A 19,328-nucleotide genomic window follows, 5' to 3' on the forward strand; every position below is an offset into this window, starting at 1 on the left:
TATTAAAAAACAGAGTGGAAATGAGGGGAAGAATGTAATGTTGGAAAATTATAATATTCGTACGGACTTGGCGCTGGAGACAAGGGAACGGTTTGTGTCGGATCATGTGGAGATTCCGGGTGTGAGTGTGGAAGAGACTTACGACGAGGAGAGAGAGATCCGGACGACCCGTGTCGTTGTTGAGACAGAGAATGGAGCGAAGATGATGGGAAAGCCAGTCGGCACATATCTGACTATCGAGGCGCCGAATATGGCTGTGCCGGATGAAGATTATCACAGGGAAATTTCAAAAAAGCTGGCAGAGGATATCAAAGAACTCGTACCGGAACGAAAGGAGGAAGTATCTGTCCTCGTGGTAGGGCTTGGAAACCGCGAGGTGACACCGGATGCACTCGGACCTTATGTGGCAGATCATCTGCATGTCACACGGCACATCGTAAAAGAATATGGGAAATATGCGATGGGAAAAGATCAAGTATATCTTGTCAGTGCTGTAGTGCCCGGGGTTACGGGGCAGACTGGAATGGAGACGCTGGAGATTGTGAAGGGGGTTGTGGAGGAAACGGAGCCGGATTTTGTTGTGGCGATCGATGCGCTTGCGGCGAGAAACAGTAAAAGATTAAACCGGACGATTCAGATTACAGATACCGGAATCTGTCCGGGATCTGGTGTGGGAAACCACAGGCTGGCATTGAACAGTGAGACGTTGGGTGTCAAGGTGATCGGGATCGGTGTTCCGACTGTGGTAGATGCGGTGACGATCGTCAATGATACGATGGAAAACTTCATCGTAGCGCTGGAGTCTTCTGAACTGCTCAAAAGTGTAGGGGAGACGCTGCGCAGTTACAACGAGGCAGAGAAGCAGGAACTGATCCGGGAGCTGATCGCTCCGCATCTGAACGGGATGTATATGACACCAAAAAATATTGATGACACTATCAAGCGGGTGAGTTTTACAATCTCGGAGGCGTTAAATATCTTGTTTTCGGAAGGGACAGCCTCATAAATTTTTTGTTTGGCTCATATAGTTTAAAGGCAGGGCGATTGTGGCAGGATGGACAAGAGCAGCAGAAAATAGTGGGGAAGTGGATGCGTGAAAAAGAGATGGAAGCTGACAGAGACAGGAAGTATGACTGGAAAGATCGCAGTCTTTCTTGTGTTTTTATGTATTTTGCAAAATATGGGGACAGTTTTTGATAAAAAGACAGTGGCAAAAAGTGTGCAGAAGAGGGCAGAGGAGCGATACCTGCCTTCTCTCTCCTATTTAAAAGCGGAACCTGTTCTTGCTCCGGGGGAGTGGATCGCAAAGCAGGCGATGCAGATTTTGCCTGCCGGTGGATATCTGCGGCGCCAGAAAGTTTATCGGGCATCGCTGGAGGATGAAGAAACGTACGAGATGATCCTGAAAAAGCAGGCGGAGGATGAAAATGAAGTGGGGGCAGATGGAAAACTGGTGAATCCAGAGAAAGCGGTAACGGTAGAGGAGCCGCCCAAGATGGCTCAGGTTCCCCCGGAGATGTCTATAGAGAAGCTGCGGGATTTTGATTATCTGCTCAGCAATTTTTATACGGTGGACAGTGCGACTATGATTGGACCGGATCAGTTGAATGCGGATGACCTCCTGTCAAGGAGCATGAAGATTGAAAAGCAGGGAGATGCACCCAAAATTCTTATTTTCCATACGCATTCGCAGGAAGCTTTCATCGATTCCGTGGAGGGAGATACAGACACAACGATCGTCGGGATGGGGAAGCTTCTTGCAGAGCGGTTAAATGCACTTGGGATTCCGACGATCCACCATCCGGGTGTCTACGATCTGATCAATGGACAGTTGGACCGGAGCGCAGCATATGAGTATGCGGAGGCGGGAGTGCGGCCAATCCTTGAAGAGCATCCAAGTATCGAAGTTGTGATCGATCTTCACCGGGACGGTGTGGGCGAGGATACGCATCTGGTGACAGAAGTAAATGGAAAACCGACTGCGCAGATTATGTTTTTTAATGGGTTGAGCCGGACAAAGGATAACGGAGATATCGCATACCTTCCAAACCCATACATACAGGACAATCTGGCATTTTCACTTCAAATGAAGCTGGCGGCAGAACAGATGTATCCTGGATTTACAAGGAGGATTTTTCTCCGTGGGTACCGCTACAGTCTGCACATGCGCCCGAAGTCGCTTTTAATTGAGGCAGGGGCGCAGACAAACACGGTAGAGGAAATGAGAAATGCGATGGAACTGCTTGCAGTGACACTTCAGAAAGTGATTGTGGAAAATCCATAAAAACAGGAGTTTAGAAGTAGAAAGAACAGCTGTTCGAAAATAAAGTTGAAAATCCTGAACATTTGTGGTAGAATGTGTGAAGCTTTGATAAAGAACGTGAAAGGACAGGGGTAAATGGCTAAGAAAAATACATATGATGCAGATAGTATTTCGGTGCTCGAAGGGCTGGAGGCGGTCCGGAAGCGTCCGGGAATGTATATAGGAAGTGTGTCTACAAAGGGACTGAATCATCTGATCTATGAGATTGTGGATAATGCGGTGGATGAACATCTCGCCGGATTCTGTAATAAGATCAGTGTTTTTTTAGAAAAAGACGGTTCGGCTACGGTGGAGGACAATGGACGAGGAGTTCCAGTCGGCATGCACCAGAAGGGAATTTCTGCAGCGAGGCTTGTCTACACGACCTTGCATGCGGGAGGAAAGTTTGATGATTCGGCTTACAAGACAAGCGGTGGACTCCATGGTGTCGGATCTTCCGTAGTCAATGCGTTGTCAGAATATATGGATGTGAAGATCAGCCGGGACGGCGGGGTACACCATGACCGGTATGAGCGGGGGATTCCGGTCGTAGAGCTGGAAGACGGCCTTCTCCCGGTGATCGCAAAGACGAGAAAGACCGGTACACTTGTGAATTTTTTGCCGGATGGAGAGATTTTTGAGAAGACAAAGTTTAAGGCAGATGAGGTGAAGAGTCGTCTGCATGAAACGGCGTATCTGAATCCGGAACTGACGATTATCTTTGAGGATCGGAGACGAGAGCAGACAGAACATATTGAGTTTCATGAGCCGGATGGGATCATCGGTTTTATCAAAGATATGAACCAGAAGAAAGAGGTCATCCATGAGCCAGTCTATTTTAAAGGGGAAGCAGAAGGCATCGAGGTGGAAGTGGCATTTCAGTATGTCAATGAGTTCCATGAAAATGTGCTTGGTTTCTGTAATAACATTTACAATGCGGAGGGCGGTACGCACCTGACTGGATTTAAGACGACGTTTACTACAGTTATCAACCAATATGCGAGGGAGCTTGGGATTTTAAAAGAGAAAGATTCCAATTTTACCGGAGCGGATATTCGAAACGGGATGACGGCGATCGTCTCGGTAAAGCATCCGGATCCTAGATTTGAAGGACAGACGAAGACGAAGCTTGACAATCCAGATGCATCCAAAGCTACGGGAAAGGTGACCGGGGAAGAGATTGTTCGCTACTTTGACCGAAATCTTGAGACGTTGAAGAAGGTAATCGGCTGTGCAGAGAAAGCGGCGAAGATCCGCAAGACAGAAGAACGTGCAAAAACGAATCTGCTGACGAAGCAAAAATATTCGTTTGACAGCAACGGAAAGCTTGCAAACTGTGAGAGCCGTGATGCATCAAAGTGTGAGATCTTTATCGTTGAGGGAGATTCGGCGGGAGGATCCGCAAAGACGGCGCGTGACCGGATGTATCAGGCGATCTTGCCGATCCGTGGAAAGATTTTGAATGTGGAGAAGGCAAGCATTGATAAAGTGCTGGCAAATGCGGAGATCAAGACGATGATCAATGCGTTTGGGTGTGGGTTTTCAGAAGGATATGGGAATGATTTTGACATCAGTAAGCTCCGCTATGATAAGATCATTATCATGGCAGATGCAGATGTGGACGGAGCGCATATTTCTACATTGCTTCTGACCTTATTCTATCGCTTTATGCCGGAGTTGATCTTTGAGGGACATGTCTATATTGCGATGCCGCCGCTTTACAAGGCGATGCCGAAGAAGGGTGAGGAAGAGTATCTGTATGACGATAAGGCACTCGAACAGTACCGGAAGCGTCAGACCGGCCCGTTTACTCTGCAGAGGTACAAAGGTCTCGGGGAGATGGATGCAGAACAGCTTTGGGAGACCACATTGAATCCGGAGACAAGAATGTTAAAATTGGTAGAGATTGAAGATGCGAGAATGGCATCTAGTGTGACAGAGATGCTGATGGGAAGTGATGTTCCGCCGAGACGTGCATTTATCTATGAGAATGCGGCAGAGGCAGAACTGGATATATAGTTAGGTGAGGTAAAATATGAACGAGCAGCAAGTGATAAGAACCGAGTATTCGGATGTGATGAAGAAGTCTTACATTGATTATGCGATGAGTGTCATCATAGCAAGAGCACTGCCGGATGTCCGGGATGGTTTAAAGCCGGTACAGAGAAGAACGCTCTATGATATGTATGAACTTGGGATCAGATATGACAGACCATACAGAAAGTGTGCCCGTATCGTCGGAGATACGATGGGTAAATACCACCCACACGGTGACAGTTCCATCTATGAGGCGCTGGTTGTTATGGCGCAGGATTTTAAAAAGGGAATGGTGCTGGTAGACGGTCACGGGAATTTCGGGTCGATAGAAGGGGACGGCGCTGCGGCGATGCGTTATACGGAGAGCCGTCTGGCCAAGATCACGCAGGAAGCGTATCTGGCAGATCTTGATAAAGACATTGTAGATTTTGTGCCAAATTTTGACGAGACAGAAAAAGAGCCGGAAGTGCTTCCGGTCAGAATTCCGAACCTCCTTGTCAATGGTGCGGAGGGAATCGCAGTCGGTATGGCCACGAGTATCCCGACACATAACCTGGGTGAGGTGATCGATGCAGTAAAGGCATACATGAGGAACAATGAGATCACAACGGAAGAACTTCTGACATATCTGAAGGGGCCGGATTTCCCGACCGGGGGCATCGTAGTCAACAAAGATGATCTGCCATCCATCTATGAGACCGGTACAGGAAAGATCAAACTTCGCGGAAAAGTAGAGGTAGAGAATGGAAAAGGCGGAAAGAAACGTCTGGTCATCTCTGAGATTCCTTATACGATGATCGGCGCAGGGATCGGAAAGTTTTTGAACGATGTCTGTGCACTGGTGGAGGCAAAGAAGACAAATGATATCGTAGACATCTCGAATCAGTCTTCTAAAGAAGGGATCCGTATTGTTCTCGAACTGAAAAAAGATGCGGATATTGAAAACCTGAAAAACATGCTCTATAAGAAGACGCGTCTGGAAGATACGTTTGGGGTGAACATGCTTGCAGTTGCCGATGGAAGACCGGAGACGATGGGGCTCCGTCAGATCATCGAACACCACGTAGATTTTCAGTTTGAACTGATGACGAGAAAATATAAGACATTGCTTGCAAAAGAACTTGCGAAAAAAGAGATTCAGGAAGGTCTGATCAAGGCGTGTGACGTCATTGACTTGATCATTGAGATCTTAAGAGGCAGCAAGTCGATCAAAGATGCGAAGGAATGCCTGATCCACGGAACTGTGGAGAATATTACGTTTAAGACAGCGGCATCCAAGAAAAAGGCAGCAAAACTGTGTTTTACCGAGAAGCAGGCAACGGCGATTCTGGAGATGCGCCTCTATAAATTGATCGGTCTGGAAATCGAAGCGCTCATGAAGGAACATGAAGAGACGTTGAAAAACATTGAAAAGTATGAAGATATCCTGAACAATTATGATTCGATGACAAATGTGATCATTGACGAATTAGAAGGATACAAAAAGGCTTATGCAAGAGAACGCCGCACTGTGATCGAGAATGGAAAAGAGGCAATCTATGAAGAGAACAAGGTGGAAGAACAGGATGTGATCCTGCTTCTGGATCGCTTCGGATATGCAAAGACTGTGGATGTAGCAACGTATGAGCGGAATAAAGAAGCCGCAGACAGCGAGAACAAGCACATCGTTCCTTGTAAAAATACTGGAAAAGTTTGTATTTTTACGAATACCGGAAAGATGCATCAGGTAAAAGTCTCGGATATTCCATATGGAAAGTTTCGAGATAAGAGTGTTCCGATCGATAATCTGGGGAACTACGACAGTGCGCAGGAAGAGATCGTATATCTCTGTGCGGAAGAAGAATTAAAAGATGCGAAACTGCTATTTGTGACAAGGCAAAGTATGCTAAAACAAGTGGCCGGAGAAGAGTTTCTTGTATCAAAGCGGACGACTGCGGCAACGAAGCTTCAGGAAGAGGACGAAGTCGTTGCGATTATAAAGGTTTTGGAAGAGCAGAATATCGTGCTTCAGACGGAAGGAGGATATTTCCTGCGGTTTCTTCTTGCGGAGGTGCCGGAGAAGAAAAAAGGCGCAGTCGGTGTGCGCGGAATGAAGCTGCAAAAGAGTGATCGGATTGAGCAGATTTATCTGTTTACCGACGGGGTTGACACAAAGGGAAGTTATCAGGAAAAAGAAGTTTCCTTAAACCGGCTCAAGTTAAATAAGCGGGATGGAAAAGGGACGAAGACACGATTATAAAGCGAAAGCGGCAAAAAGCGCTTGCTTTTCCCAGAGAGTTGTGCTATGCTCTTTAATAGATTGATATGTAACTGACAGAAGAGTGGGCAAGACGTCCACTCTTCTTTGTATCATGCAGATTTGTCAGAGACGAAAGAACAAGAACAGAAAGGAAGAGATGATTTGTCAAAAAGAGAAGTATATGAACAGAAAACAGAAGAACTGATTCTGCCGATCGTGGAGGGCAATGGATTTGAACTGGTAGATGTGGAGTATGTAAAGGAAGGAAGCAACTGGTACCTGCGCGCTTATATCGATAAACCGGGAGGAATTGCAGTAGATGACTGTGAAGTAGTCAGCCGTGCATTTTCAGAGATTCTGGACCGGGAGGATTATATCGAGGATACTTATATTTTTGAAGTCAGCTCTCCGGGACTTGGAAGACCGCTAAAGAAAGAGAAAGATTTTAAACGCAGTCTGGGAGAAGAAGTGGAGATCAGAACGTACCGTGCGATCGACAGACAGAAGGAATTTACCGGTATTTTAAAATCGTATGACAAAGACACTGTCACTATCGAATATGAAGATGGTGAACCGAAGACATTTGAGAGAAGCGAGATCGCATTGATCCGTCTTGCACTTGATTTTTAAACAGTTAGGAGGAAATAGAAATGAACACTGAGTTATTAGAAGCGCTGACGATCTTAGAAGAGGAAAAAGACATCAGCAAAGAGACCATGTTAGATGCAATTGAGAATTCATTGATGAATGCCTGCAAGAACCATTTTGGAAAAGCAGATAACATTAAGATCATCATGAACAGGGAGACATGCGATTATTCCGTATTTGCGGAGAAAGTCGTTGTGGAGGAAGTAGAAGATGAGGTGATGGAGATCAGCCTTGCAGATGCAAAGATGATCGATTCAAAATTTGAACTTGGCGACATTGTCCAGATTCCGGTAGAATCAAAGGAATTCGGAAGAATCGCCACACAGAATGCAAAAAACCTGATCCTCCAGAAAATCCGCGAGGAAGAAAGAAAAGTGGTTTATGACCAGTATTTTGAAAAAGAAAAAGATATCGTTACAGGTATCGTTCAGAGATATGTTGGCAAAAATGTAAGTATTAACCTTGGTAAGGCAGATGCGATGCTGACAGAGAATGAACAGGTCAAAGGAGAGGTATTTAAGCCGACAGAGCGTATCAAACTGTACGTGGTAGAAGTAAAGAATACGACAAAAGGACCGAAGATCTTAGTTTCTCGTACACATCCAGAACTTGTAAAGCGTCTGTTTGAGTCAGAAGTGGCAGAAGTCAAAGACGGAACAGTAGAGATCAAGAGTATTTCCAGAGAAGCAGGTTCTCGTACAAAGATCGCCGTATGGTCCAATGATCCAGATGTTGATCCAGTTGGAGCATGCGTCGGAATGAACGGTGCAAGAGTCAATGCGATTGTCAACGAACTGCGCGGGGAGAAGATCGATATCATCAACTGGAGTGAGAATCCGGCAATCTTAATTGAGAATGCATTAAGCCCGGCAAAAGTTATTTCTGTTATGGCAGATCCGGATGAGAAGACAGCAAGTGTGATCGTTCCAGATTACCAGCTTTCTCTTGCAATCGGAAAAGAAGGGCAGAACGCAAGACTTGCAGCGCGTCTGACTGGCTATAAGATTGACATTAAGAGCGAGACACAGGCCATTGAGGCAGGAGATCTTCCGGAAAACTATATGGATATGGCGATGGAAGCAGCAGAAGTGGATGAGCCGGAGCAGACAGAGGACTATCTGGCAGATGAAGAATAGAAACGGAGTGATTGTTTGGGCAGCGTAAAGAAGATTCCTATGCGGAAGTGCGTAGGATGTGGTGAAATGAAAAGTAAAAAAGAGATGATGCGCGTACTGAAAACGTCAGAAAACGAATTCATTCTGGATGCGACCGGCAAGAAAAACGGTCGCGGGGCATACCTTTGCTTTTCACGGGAATGTCTGGAAAAGGCAGTGAAAAACAGAGGGCTTGAGAGATCTTTCAAACAATCCATTCCGGCAGAGGTATATGAACATTTAAAAGAGGAGATGGATGCGATTGAAACAAAGTAAAGCACTTTGGCTGATCAGTCTGGCGACCAAGGCGGGAAAGACAGTAAGCGGAGAGTTTTCAACAGAGAAAGAGACAAAGTCAGGAAGAGCAGAACTTGTCATTGTGGCAGAGGATGCTTCTGACAATACAAAAAAGAAATTTCAGAACATGTGTGATTTCTATGAAGTACCAATTTATTTTTATAAGGATAAAGATACGTTGGGGCATGCAATGGGAAAAGAATTCCGGGCATCGCTTGCCGTGCTGGATGCAGGATTTGCAAAGGGAATTAAGAAGCAGATAGAGGATGAGAGGCAGACAATGGCATAGAGGAGGTAGAGCGTATGACAAAAGTCCGGGTACATGAACTGGCAAAAGAGTTAAACAAGTCAAACAAAGAAATTTTAGATTTTTTACAAGAGAAGAAAGTAGAGGTGAAAAGCCACATGAGTTCCCTTACAGATGAACAGGAAAACATGGTGAAAGATGCTTTTGGAGGAAAGAAGGAAGCATCGTCCGAGGAGACACCAAAAAGGAAAAATATCGTGCAGGTATTCCGTCCGCAGAACACACAGAATGGAAAGCGTCAGGGCGGACAAAGATCGAACAATGGCGGCAATAATCAGAGAGGAAGCGCTACAGGACAAAAGGATCGTCAGAACAACAATTACCGTTCCGGAAATGGCACAAACAGCCGTGGAAACAACAATAATCAAGGATCCAGAAATGGCGATAACAGAGGAGAACGTTCCGGAAACCGTCCGTTTAACAGAGGAGAGCGCTCCGGGGAGAATCGTGGTGAGAACAGAAACTACAATAACCGTGGAGACAATCGTCCGGATGGAAGAGGAGAACGCCAGGGTCAGAAAGGCGGATTCTCCGGTCAGGGAAGAAGAGATGACCGCGGACAGGACAACAGAAGAAATAACGGAAGAAGAGATGACAGAAGACAGGAGAATGGAAGAGGAACTTCTCCGTCCATTCCTGCACCAATTGTTCCGGAGCAGAAACCACAGCGCCAGAAGGGCAAAGAGAACTATAAAAAGAAAGATTACCGGGATGACGACAGAGAAGAAAGACTTCCAAAAGGGAAGAAACAAAAACCGATGTCACAGCCGGTAAAACCACAGCCAAAGCCAGTGGAAAAAGAGGAAGAAAAGATCAAAATGATCACAATTCCAGAGACACTTACTATTCAGGAACTTGCAGATAAGATGAAGATCCAGCCATCGGTAATTGTCAAAAAATTATTCATGCAGGGCAAGATCGTGACAGTGAACCAGGAAGTAGACTTTGACACTGCCGAAGAGATCGCAATGGAATTTGAATGCCTTGTGGAAAAAGAAGAAGTTGTCGATGTGATCGAGGAATTATTAAAAGAAGACGAAGAGGATGAAAGCACAATGGTGAAACGTCCTCCGGTTGTATGTGTCATGGGACATGTAGACCATGGAAAGACTTCTCTTCTCGATGCGATCCGTAACACAAATGTGATCGATCGTGAAGCGGGTGGAATTACACAGCACATCGGTGCATATGTGGCAACGATCAATGGAGAGAACATTACATTCCTTGATACACCGGGACATGAAGCATTTACAGCGATGCGTATGCGTGGAGCGAGCTCAACAGATATCGCGATCCTTGTTGTTGCAGCGGATGACGGTGTGATGCCGCAGACGGTAGAAGCGATCAACCATGCGAAAGCGGCAGGCATCGAGATCATCGTTGCAGTAAATAAGATTGATAAGCCAAGTGCAAATGTAGAGAGAGTCAAACAAGAATTGACAGAATACGGCTTGATCGCAGAAGACTGGGGCGGAAGCACAATCTTTGTTCCGGTATCTGCACATACACATGAAGGAATCGATGAACTGCTGGAGATGATTCTTCTGACAGCAGAAGTATCTGAGCTGAAGGCTAATCCGAATCGCCGTGCAAGAGGAATTGTCATCGAAGCGCAGCTTGACAAAGGAAAAGGTTCTGTGGCAACAGTTCTTGTGCAGAAAGGAACACTTCATGTAGGAGATCCGATCGCAGCAGGCTCTGCATACGGGAAAGTAAGAGCGATGATGGATGACAAAGGAAGACGTGTCAAAGAAGCAGGACCGTCTATGCCGGTGGAGATCCTCGGATTAAATGATGTTCCAAATGCTGGTGAGATCTTTGTTGGATGTGAGTCTGATAAAGAAGCAAGAAGCTTTGCAGAGACATTTATCTCTCAGAACCGTGTGAGAATGCTTGAAGAGACAAAATCAAGAATGTCCTTAGACGATCTGTTCAGCCAGATCCAGGCAGGAAACTTAAAAGAACTTGGAATCATTGTAAAAGCCGATGTACAGGGATCTGTGGAGGCGGTAAAACAGAGTCTTCTGAAGCTGTCTAACGAGGAAGTTGTCATTAAGATCATCCACGGCGGTGTCGGTGCGATCAATGAATCTGATGTCAATCTTGCATCCGCATCCAATGCGATCATCATCGGATTTAATGTCCGTCCGGATGCGACTGCAAAAGAAATCGCTGAGCGCGAAGGTGTTGATCTTCGTCTGTACCGTGTCATTTACGATGCGATCGAAGATGTGCAGGCAGCGATGAAGGGAATGCTGGATCCGGTATTTGAGGAGAAAGTGCTCGGACATGCGGAAGTACGCCAGACATTCAAGGCATCTGGTGTTGGAACAATCGCAGGTTCCTATGTGCTTGATGGTACATTTGAGAGAGGATGTTCTGTCAGAGTATCGAGAGATGGTGTTGTGATCTTCGAGGGTGCTCTTGCTTCGCTGAAACGTTTCAAAGATGATGTCAAGGAAGTTAGAGCCGGATATGAATGTGGTCTTGTATTTGAGAAGTTTAACGATGTCAAAGAAGAAGACCAGGTTGAAGCATTCAAGATGGTAGAAGTGCCAAGATAGGCAAAAAATAAGATAGAGAAGTTGAGGAAACTGCATTTTCAGACTAAGGAGGTTGATCAATGTCCGAGAGATATAGTCTGGAAATCGCAGTTTCCGGCACATCTAAGCATGGAAAGGAGAACAACGATGAGAAAGAACAGTATTAAGAATACAAGAGTCAACATGGAAGTACAGAGAGAATTAAGCAGTATCCTTCGTGACGGGATCAAAGATCCTAGAGTGGCACCGATGACATCGGTTGTTGCTGTGGAAGTAGCACCGGATCTGAAGACATGTAAAGCTTATATCAGCGTTCTTGGGGATGAGAAGGCACAGCAGGATACTGTTGCAGGACTTCAGAGCGCAGAAGGATACATCCGCAGAGAGTTGGCACATCGTCTCAATATGAGAAATACGCCGGAAGTCAAATTTGTTCTGGATCAGTCCATTGAATATGGCGTGAGCATGTCTAAGAAAATCGACGAAGTGACAAAGGATATCAAATAGAGGGAAGCGAAAATATGGAATTAGAAAGATTATTGCAGGGAGTCCGCCGTGTGGCGCTAGGCGGACATGTCCGCCCGGACGGGGACTGTGTCGGTTCTACACTCGGATTGTATCAGTATCTTCAGAAAAATTACCCGGAGATCACGGTGGATGTTTACTTGGAGCCGGTGCCGGATTCTTTTCGGTTTATCGGTGCGGCAGCAGATATCCGTTCGGAAGTCACAGAGACAGAAACCTATGATCTTTTCATTCTTTTGGACTGCGGCGATTCGGATCGTCTTGGATTTTCCAAAATGCTCTATGAGCAGGCAGGACGGACAGCGTGCATCGACCACCACATCAGCAATCAGGCATTCGCTGATGAAAATGAGATCGACCCGGATGCAAGTTCTACTTCGGAGTTGGTGTATCGTCTGTTAGACAAAGAAAAGATTACAAAGGAGATCGCAGAATGTCTGTACCTTGGGATTGTGCATGACACTGGGGTATTTCAGTATTCCTGCACTGCGCCGGAGACGATGGAGGCGGCAGCCGAACTGATGCGGAAAGGCATTGACTACTCCGGAATCATTGACCGTACTTTTTATCAGAAATCTTATGTACAGAATCAAGTGCTTGGAAAGGCACTGCTGGACAGCAAACTGCTTCTTGATGGGAAATGTATCGCATCCTTTTTGACAAAAGAAGAGATGGATGTTTATGGAGTAAAACCAAAAGAATTGGATGGGATCGTCAGTCAGCTTCGCGTGACGAAAGGGGTTGAAGTGGCGATTTTTCTCTATGAATTATCTCATCATGAGTTTAAAGTCAGTCTGCGGGCAACGGGTGAAGTGGATGTCAGCCGGATCGCACAGCAATTTGGCGGTGGTGGTCATAAGAAAGCGGCAGGTGTTACCATGAAAGGAAGCGCAGAAGAAATTCTTTCCCGGTTGGTAGAAGAAATCCAAAATCAGCTCTAGAAACAGACAAAAGAAAATGGAGAAAAGAAAGGCAGAAGACAGATGATACACGGAGTGATCAATGTATATAAAGAAAAAGGGTTTACTTCTCACGACGTCGTGGCAAAGCTCAGAGGGATTTTAGGGCAGAAAAAGATCGGTCATACCGGGACACTCGATCCGGATGCGACAGGAGTTCTGCCGGTATGCCTTGGGAAAGGGACAAAACTCTGTGATCTGTTGACGGATAAGGATAAGACATACCGGGCAGTGATGCTGCTTGGGACTGTCACAGATACACAGGATAGTTCCGGAGAAGTGTTGGAGAAAAAAGATACCGCATCGCTTACAGTCGAAGAGGTAACTGCATGTATTCAGAAGTTTGTCGGGAATTATGAGCAGGTTCCGCCGATGTATTCCGCATTGAAAGTCGGGGGAAAGAAGCTTTATGAACTGGCAAGGGAAGGAAAGACAGTTGAGCGGAAGGCGAGACCGGTCCAGATCCACAGCATTGAGATCATGGAGATCGATCTGCCTCGAGTGACGATGGAAGTATCTTGCTCAAAGGGGACTTACATTCGCACACTTTGTCATGACATTGGGGAAAAACTTGGATGTGGGGCTTGTATGGAATCACTGCTTCGGACAAAAGTAAGTCGTTTTGAGTTGGAAGATAGCCTGACGTTAGGTGAGATTGAAAAGAAGAAGCAGGACGGGACTCTGATGGAGGCAATCATTCCCATCGATGCCATGTTTCCAGAATGCAGGAGTGTGGATGTGAAAGAGGCTGGAAATCAGTATCTGTACAACGGCAATCCATTTTCCCTTTCTTTTGTAAAGAAAAGAGAGAAGTATGAGCCGGAAGAACGGGTGCGGGTGTACGATGCGCAGGGAGTGTTTGTCGGAATTTATCGCTACCGTCAGGAGGAAAAGATGTTCCGGCTCGAGAAGATGTTCTACGAAAAGTAAAATCTCACAATACGGATAAGGATAGAAGAGGAAATGACATGCAGTATGTAAGAGAACTAGAATGCTATCAGGAACAGAGAAAAGCTGCAGTGACACTGGGGAAATTTGACGGCCTGCACAGAGGTCATCAGAAACTGGTCAGCCGTGTGAAGGAACATGCATCCAAAGAGGTGGTAAGTGTTGTCTTTGCATTTGACATGGCTCCGCTCTATGAACGACTGGGCAAACAGAAGAAAAGTCTGATGACCGGGAAAGAACGGTATGAGCATCTCGATGGACAGACAGATTATCTGATTGACTGTCCATTTACGGAGGAGATATCCGGCATGGAAGCAGAGACGTTCATCAAAGAAGTGCTGGTGGATCAGTTCCATGCAGCGTATATTGCGGTCGGGACAGACTTTCATTTTGGACATGAGAAACGCGGAGATATTCATATGCTGAAGCAGTATGCAGGGATATATGGATATGAACTGGAAGTCGTGGACAAAGAACTGTATCAGGGCAGGGAAATCAGCAGTACTTATATCAAAGAAGAAGTCCGCGCCGGGCATATGGAAGTGACAAGAGAATTGCTTGGATATCCGTATGCAATGAGTGGTGTGGTGGAGCATGGCAGAAAGCTTGGGAGAAAGCTTGGGATTCCGACGATGAATATCACTCCGGATATCGGAAAGCTGGCGCCGCCAAACGGCGTCTATGCGTGCCGTGTGCGGATTGATGGGAACTATTATCAAGGGATTGGGAACCTTGGCAATAAGCCGACTGTGGATGCGGATGGAAAACTGATTTTAGAAGTCAATGTTTTTTCGTTCGACAGAGAAACCTACGGACAGACCATTCAAGTAGAACTGCTCTCGTTTGTGCGGCCGGAGCGCAAGTTTGCCTCTGTGGAAGAGCTGAAAAGCCAGATGGAAGCAGATATTGCAGCGATTAAACGCAGGGAACTGTGAATTGTGCATAGTGACGAAAACTGAGAAAAGAAAAGAAAATTGAAAATAAATCTTGAAAAACAAATTCAATTATGCTAATCTAACTAAGGATTTACGAGCCGATATCCGGTAACTGGAAGACTCCAACCGTTACTTAATATCTGGCGCTCAAATATTAATAATAAGAAAGAATAAAGGAGGATCATCACATGATCGCAAAAGAAAAGAAACAGGCTATTATTGCAGAATACGGAAGAACAGAAGGAGATACAGGTTCACCGGAAGTTCAGATCGCAATCTTAACAGCAAGAATCAATGAATTAACAGATCACTTTAAAGCAAATCCAAAGGATCATCATTCAAGAAGAGGTCTTCTTAAAATGGTAGGTCAGAGAAGAGGCTTACTTGCTTACTTAAAGAAAACTGATATTGAAAGATACCGTTCTTTAATTGAACGTTTAGGACTTAGAAAATAATCAAAGTGATTTTAGCAGGGGATGGTTATTCGTGCCATCCCTTGTTTTCAGTTACAAGTGCCGGATGAAAAGCATTCGGTGCAGAAGTTTATGAAAAACGGCAGGAAAGTATGAGCCGAGACCACTGAAAAGCGTATTTCCGCAGGAACTGTCAGCAGTGTTGACAGAGTGCAAAGCAGAAATGTATTTTTCAGTAGTTTCGGTACAGCCTGCCGGCGAAGAAAAGGAGAACAGTATGTTTAAAAAATTTGAAATGGAATTAGCCGGAAGAACTCTGCGTGTCGATGTAGGCAGAGTGGCAGCACAGGCCAATGGTGCGGCTTTGATGCACTATGGAGAGACTGTTGTATTATCGACAGCGACAGCATCTGAAAAACCGAGAGAGGGCATCGATTTCTTCCCGCTCTCCGTTGAATATGAAGAGAAATTATATGCGGTAGGAAAGATCCCGGGAGGGTTTAACAAGAGAGAAGGGAAAGCGTCTGAAAATGCGATCCTGACATCTCGTGTCATTGACAGACCGATGAGACCTCTGTTTCCAAAGGATTACAGAAACGATGTGACATTAAATAACCTCGTATTGTCTGTGGATCCGGACTGCAGCCCGGAACTGACAGCAATGTTAGGTTCTGCGATCGCCACAGCAATCTCTGACATCCCGTTTGATGGGCCTACTTCTACTACACAGGTAGGACTGATCGACGGAGAGTTTGTATTCAATCCGAATGCGGCACAGAGAGCGGTTTCTGATCTGCAGTTGACAGTTGCTTCCACAAGAGATAAGGTCATTATGATCGAGGCAGGTGCAAATGAAGTACCGGAGGCGAAGATGATCGAGGCGATCTTTGCGGCGCATGAAGTGAACCAGGAAGTGATCAAGTTCATCGATACGATCGTGGCAGAGTGTGGAAAAGAAAAGCATGCATACACAAGCTGTGCAGTGCCGGAAGAATTGTTTGAGGCGATCAAAGAGATCGTGACACCGGAAGAGATGGAAGAAGCAGTATTCACAGATGAAAAACAAGTCAGAGAAGAAAATATCCGCGTGATCCGTGAGAAGTTAGAAGAAGCATTTGCAGAGAACGAAGAGTGGCTGGAACTCTTAGGAGAAGCATTATATCAGTATCAGAAGAAGACTGTCCGCAAGATGATCTTAAAAGATCACAAGCGTCCGGATGGAAGAGCGATCGATCAGATCAGACCGCTTGCAGCAGAGACTGATTTGATTCCGAGAGTACACGGTTCGGCAATGTTTACAAGAGGTCAGACACAGATCTGTACTATTACAACACTTGCACCGCTCTCAGAGGCGCAGAGAATTGATGGTCTTGATGAGGCAGAGACTTCCAAGAGATATATGCACCACTATAACTTCCCGTCATACTCTGTCGGTGAGACAAAGCCGTCAAGAGGACCGGGACGTCGTGAGATCGGACATGGTGCGCTTGCAGAGAGAGCGCTCGTACCGGTACTTCCAAGCGAGGCAGAGTTCCCGTATGCGATCCGTACGGTATCAGAGACATTTGAATCAAATGGTTCTACTTCCCAGGCAAGTGTATGTGCATCCAGCATGTCGCTGATGGCAGCAGGTGTTCCGATCAAATCAGCAGTGGCAGGAATTTCCGCAGGTCTTGTGACAGGGGAGACAGACGATGACTATATCGTTCTGACAGATATCCAGGGACTCGAAGACTTCTTTGGAGATATGGACTTTAAGGTTGCCGGAACACATAAAGGTATCACAGCAATCCAGATGGATATTAAGATTCACGGATTGACAAGACCGATCATCGAGGAAGCAATTGCATGCACAAAGAAAGCAAGAACTTATATTTTAGATGAAGTAATGAGCAAGGCGATTGCAGAGCCGCGTGCTTCTGTTGGACCGTACGCTCCGAAGATCCGTCAGATGCAGATTGATCCTGCAAAGATTGGTGATGTTGTCGGACAGCGCGGAAAGACGATCAATGCGATCATTGAACAGACTGGTGTGAAGATTGATATTACAGATGACGGTGCAGTGTCTGTATGCGGTGTAGATGCAGAGGCGATGGAAGAGGCGATGAAGATGATTGCGATCATTGTCACAGACTTTGAAGCCGGACAGGTGCTGGAAGGAAAAGTCGTAAGCATCAAAGAATTTGGAGCGTTTGTAGAATTTGCTCCGGGTAAAGAAGGAATGGTACACATTTCCAAGATTTCCAAAGAGCGCATCAAAAATGTAGAAGATGTTCTGACACTTGGCGATAAAGTCAAAGTAGTCTGCTTAGGAAAAGATAAGATGGGAAGAATGAGCTTCTCCATCAAAGATGTAGCAGAATAAGAAGTTGAATTTTATAAATATGCGAAAAAGACTCCGTACAGAGAAATCTGTGCAGAGTCTTTTTTGCATAGAAAAGTTCTTCGGATCCTTATCGAAATACATTCCGTGTGAGAATCTGGTTCTAAACAGACAAGTTTCTCATATACTGTTTTAAGAGGTGGACAAAGATGAACAGAGCAATCGGAAAAAACAGTCAGGTGCTGCAGATTCTTGCAAGAGAGATTCAGGAACTGATCAGCCAGGAAGAGATAGACATGGAAGGACTTCAGGAGATCCGTCTTCGTGTAGGAAGTCCGGTAATCTTAAATATCCGTGGAAAAGAGAGGATTCCAAAGCGGAATGGAAAACCGCATCTTGTCACGAAGACAGAAATGCGCGAGACGGTAGATTATATCAGCAGCTATTCTTTATATGCTTTTGAAGAGGAACTGCGACAGGGATTTCTGACAGTAGAAGGAGGACATCGGGTAGGAATGGCAGGAAAAGTGATTATGGATCAGGGAAGGATAAAGAATATCCAGTATATTTCATCCGTCAACATCCGGGTGGCACATGAGGTAAAGGACTGTGCAGGGAAAGTATTGCCGTATCTTACATACAATCAACAGCTGTACCACACGCTGATCATTTCCCCTCCGGGATGTGGGAAGACAACATTGCTGAGGGATTTGATCCGTCAGATTTCAGACGGAAATCGATGGATTCAGGGGGAAAGTGTAGGCGTGGTCGATGAACGCTCAGAACTGGGGGCATGTCATCTTGGGATTGCACAGAATGAGCTTGGGATCCGCACGGATATTTTAGATGGATGTCCCAAGGCAGAGGGAATGCTCATGTTGATTCGGTCGATGGCTCCCAAAATACTTGCAGTCGATGAGATCGGGGCACCGGAGGATATTCATGCGATGGAGTACGCAATGCATTGCGGATGCTGTATGCTGGCAACTGTTCATGGCACATCGATGGCAGAGGTGCAAAAGAAACCTGTGCTGCAGCAGCTGATCCAGAAAAAGAGGTTTGGTCGTTATGTTGTTTTGAAAAATGGGATTCATATCGGAGAGGTAGAAGGAATTTATGATGAAAGAGGAACACTGCTTTACCGAGAACAATACGAGAAGGGGGCATGCGTGTGAAAGGAATCGGAATTATCTTGATCGTTCTTGGGACGAGTGGAATCGGGTATCTGACGGCGGCTGATCTCAAACGACATCTGAACGATCTGAAATGTCTGCGGAGGATCCTTTTGTTGTTAAAAGAAGAAATTGCATACACGCACGCACCGCTTGAGGAAGCATTTGCCCGCATTTCAAGAAAAGTAAAGGCACCGTACTGCTTGTTTTTGACACAGGTATCCGGACAGCTTGCAAGACGTGCGGGAAGTTCCTTTGCCGAAATATGGTCTTGTGCGGTGGAAGAGCGACTTTGTACAACAAAGCTTACGAGGGAAGAGTTAGAAGAATTAAAAGAATTTGGAAATAGTATCGGGTATCTCGGCGGACATGCCCAGGAAGGGGCGATCGATCTGTATCTGGAACAACTGAAGGTGGAAGTACAAGACGTGCGGGAAGGACTGGCTGCGAAGCAGAAACTATGCAGCTGTCTCGGTGTGATGAGTGGGATTTTTATTACAATTTTATTGATCTAGTGGGAGGAGTA

General features: G+C 45.7%; 17 protein-coding genes. All 17 read left to right on the forward strand.

The window, feature by feature from the left end; all coding sequences use genetic code 11:
• The first annotated feature begins 37 nt into the window (after nucleotides 1-37).
• The 17 genes from gpr (at nucleotide 38) to ACGG81_RS06735 (ending at nucleotide 19,317) form a co-directional block, all read left to right on the forward strand.
• Nucleotides 38-1,006 carry a GPR endopeptidase gene (gene gpr, locus ACGG81_RS06655; RefSeq protein WP_009261740.1) on the forward strand — a complete coding sequence of 323 codons (969 nt, stop codon included), beginning with the start codon at nucleotides 38-40 and terminating at the stop codon, nucleotides 1,004-1,006.
• A 123-nt stretch (nucleotides 1,007-1,129) separates the two neighbouring features.
• The gene (locus ACGG81_RS06660; RefSeq protein ID WP_270196602.1) at nucleotides 1,130-2,284 is read left to right on the forward strand and encodes a stage II sporulation protein P; all 1,155 of its coding nucleotides are present in this window, start codon (nucleotides 1,130-1,132) and stop codon (nucleotides 2,282-2,284) included.
• 114 nt (nucleotides 2,285-2,398) lie between these two features.
• On the forward strand, nucleotides 2,399-4,321 hold the full coding sequence (locus ACGG81_RS06665) for a type IIA DNA topoisomerase subunit B (RefSeq protein ID WP_008975829.1): 1,923 nt from the start codon (nucleotides 2,399-2,401) through the stop codon (nucleotides 4,319-4,321).
• A 16-nt stretch (nucleotides 4,322-4,337) separates the two neighbouring features.
• Complete coding sequence (locus tag ACGG81_RS06670) at nucleotides 4,338-6,578, forward strand: DNA topoisomerase (ATP-hydrolyzing) subunit A (RefSeq protein ID WP_120105671.1); 2,241 nt, start codon at nucleotides 4,338-4,340, stop codon at nucleotides 6,576-6,578.
• Between the two features lie 162 nt (nucleotides 6,579-6,740).
• Complete coding sequence (gene rimP / locus ACGG81_RS06675) at nucleotides 6,741-7,208, forward strand: ribosome maturation factor RimP (protein WP_009261743.1); 468 nt, start codon at nucleotides 6,741-6,743, stop codon at nucleotides 7,206-7,208.
• 20 nt (nucleotides 7,209-7,228) lie between these two features.
• Nucleotides 7,229-8,362 (forward strand): transcription termination factor NusA, encoded by a 1,134-nt coding sequence (gene nusA / locus ACGG81_RS06680; protein WP_008975826.1) that lies wholly within the window; start codon nucleotides 7,229-7,231, stop codon nucleotides 8,360-8,362.
• Nucleotides 8,363-8,377: 15 nt separating this feature from the next.
• A complete protein-coding gene (gene rnpM / locus ACGG81_RS06685; protein WP_009261744.1) occupies nucleotides 8,378-8,656 on the forward strand; it encodes an RNase P modulator RnpM in 279 nt (92 codons plus the stop codon).
• On the forward strand, nucleotides 8,637-8,966 hold the full coding sequence (locus tag ACGG81_RS06690; protein ID WP_390110281.1) for a L7Ae/L30e/S12e/Gadd45 family ribosomal protein: 330 nt from the start codon (nucleotides 8,637-8,639) through the stop codon (nucleotides 8,964-8,966). Before rnpM ends, ACGG81_RS06690 begins: the two co-directional genes overlap by 20 nt.
• Nucleotides 8,967-8,980: 14 nt before the next feature.
• Entirely contained in the window at nucleotides 8,981-11,548 is a 2,568-nt protein-coding gene (gene infB / locus ACGG81_RS06695) for a translation initiation factor IF-2 (RefSeq protein WP_390110283.1), read from the forward strand.
• Nucleotides 11,549-11,674: 126 nt separating this feature from the next.
• Nucleotides 11,675-12,034, forward strand: a complete 360-nt coding sequence (gene rbfA, locus ACGG81_RS06700; protein WP_008975822.1) for a 30S ribosome-binding factor RbfA — start codon at nucleotides 11,675-11,677, stop codon at nucleotides 12,032-12,034.
• A 14-nt stretch (nucleotides 12,035-12,048) separates the two neighbouring features.
• Nucleotides 12,049-12,993 carry a bifunctional oligoribonuclease/PAP phosphatase NrnA gene (locus ACGG81_RS06705; RefSeq protein WP_390110287.1) on the forward strand — a complete coding sequence of 315 codons (945 nt, stop codon included), beginning with the start codon at nucleotides 12,049-12,051 and terminating at the stop codon, nucleotides 12,991-12,993.
• Between the two features lie 42 nt (nucleotides 12,994-13,035).
• A complete protein-coding gene (gene truB, locus ACGG81_RS06710) occupies nucleotides 13,036-13,941 on the forward strand; it encodes a tRNA pseudouridine(55) synthase TruB (protein WP_009261749.1) in 906 nt (301 codons plus the stop codon).
• 38 nt (nucleotides 13,942-13,979) lie between these two features.
• The gene (locus ACGG81_RS06715) at nucleotides 13,980-14,894 is read left to right on the forward strand and encodes a bifunctional riboflavin kinase/FAD synthetase (RefSeq protein ID WP_120105668.1); all 915 of its coding nucleotides are present in this window, start codon (nucleotides 13,980-13,982) and stop codon (nucleotides 14,892-14,894) included.
• Between the two features lie 188 nt (nucleotides 14,895-15,082).
• Nucleotides 15,083-15,349, forward strand: a complete 267-nt coding sequence (gene rpsO, locus ACGG81_RS06720) for a 30S ribosomal protein S15 (protein ID WP_008975818.1) — start codon at nucleotides 15,083-15,085, stop codon at nucleotides 15,347-15,349.
• A gap of 235 nt (nucleotides 15,350-15,584) precedes the next feature.
• The gene (locus tag ACGG81_RS06725) at nucleotides 15,585-17,672 is read left to right on the forward strand and encodes a polyribonucleotide nucleotidyltransferase (protein WP_016438987.1); all 2,088 of its coding nucleotides are present in this window, start codon (nucleotides 15,585-15,587) and stop codon (nucleotides 17,670-17,672) included.
• Nucleotides 17,673-17,839: 167 nt separating this feature from the next.
• Entirely contained in the window at nucleotides 17,840-18,805 is a 966-nt protein-coding gene (gene spoIIIAA, locus ACGG81_RS06730) for a stage III sporulation protein AA (protein ID WP_016438986.1), read from the forward strand.
• Nucleotides 18,796-19,317, forward strand: a complete 522-nt coding sequence (locus ACGG81_RS06735; RefSeq protein WP_016438985.1) for a stage III sporulation protein AB — start codon at nucleotides 18,796-18,798, stop codon at nucleotides 19,315-19,317. Before spoIIIAA ends, ACGG81_RS06735 begins: the two co-directional genes overlap by 10 nt.
• The last annotated feature ends 11 nt before the right edge of the window (nucleotides 19,318-19,328 follow it).

Origin of the sequence: Faecalimonas umbilicata, from assembly GCF_042846195.1 — a bacterium.
Lineage (GTDB): Bacteria > Bacillota > Clostridia > Lachnospirales > Lachnospiraceae > Faecalimonas > Faecalimonas umbilicata.